Annotated in this window: 1 protein-coding gene and 1 pseudogene; both read right to left on the bottom strand. The window is 57.2% G+C overall.

Annotation, left to right across the window (positions count from 1 at the left end):
* On the bottom strand, positions 1-715 hold a 715-nt coding region (locus FKM52_RS21430), incomplete at its 3' end, for a Tar ligand binding domain-containing protein (protein WP_181407969.1).
* A 200-nt stretch (positions 716-915) separates the two neighbouring features.
* Positions 916-1,104: pseudogene (locus FKM52_RS21780) on the bottom strand (methyl-accepting chemotaxis protein II); the annotation flags it as partial.

Here is a 1,104-nt window from a genome sequence, read left to right as displayed (position 1 = left end):
GCGTCAGATCGCCGCTGGCGATATGACGGATATGTTCAACGGCGGCTTTCAGCGGGCTGAGCAGGATACGGTGCATACCCATCCACGCCAGCGCCACGATGGCCGCCAGTACCAGCAGCACGATGCCGATAATCCACAGCGCACGCTGATAGGCTTCTTCATTCTGATCGGCCCCGGTTGCCATCAGGCCGCTGGTGGTCTGCGCCCAGACGGCATAGGCGCTTTCAAAATCGTTCTGAAAGCCCTGCGTCGGCTGATCGACGAACCCTTTCAGATCGCCGGCGCCCAGCAGCTGTACCAGCTCGCCCAGCGCATCGTGCAGCACCTTATATTTGTCGTTTACCGCTACCAGATAAGGCAGGTTTTTTACCTCGTCCGGCACCTCGGCGGTATAGGCGCTAAAGCTGCTATCCGCCGTTTTCAACTGCTGATTCGCCAGCGCCACCAGTTCGGCGACGGTACTGCCGCTGCCCATATGATTAGCGTCCAGCATGTAACGGATACCGGCGCGGTTAAGGGTATTGCGCGCCTGAATCAGCGCTACCCAGGCGGCGTTGAGCTTGATCTGCTCGCGCTGGATCTGCTGCGTAAGAACAAAGTTTGCCCGATCCCCTTTCAGGGCGTTAAAGAACAGCCCGCTGGAGGCTATTTGCAGTACAGCGAAAATCGCCAGCACCAGAATCAGCGCCGTCACAACTTTAATATGCTTAAACATGGTGAACCTTAAAGCGTGGTTGGAATGACAAGATTTATCGGCATCGCAAACCGGATCTTTATCCTTATCTGCAATTAACGACGATCACCTTAACAATGTCGGTTGGCGCGCGCGCTCTGCGCCATGCGAAGAACGAACGATGCCGCCGGACGGCGGCATTGACTAACGATAAACAACGATAAACAGCGTATCCGCCGGGATCAGAAGGTTTCCCAGTGCTTATCCGCCGCGGGCGCGACGGCGGCTTTTAACGCCGCGGGTTTTACCGGTGCGGGCGATGATGCGGAAGCTGGCTTTGTCAGCGCAGCGGTATGCTTAACCTGGCTCTGACGCACCTTAAATACCGATACCGCCTGGCTGAGACGACTCGCCTGCTCTTCCAGCGCGGC

Origin of the sequence: Mixta tenebrionis (assembly GCF_006517625.1) — a bacterium.
Lineage (GTDB): Bacteria > Pseudomonadota > Gammaproteobacteria > Enterobacterales > Enterobacteriaceae > Mixta > Mixta tenebrionis.
This window is presented reverse-complemented; position numbering and strand designations above follow the sequence as displayed.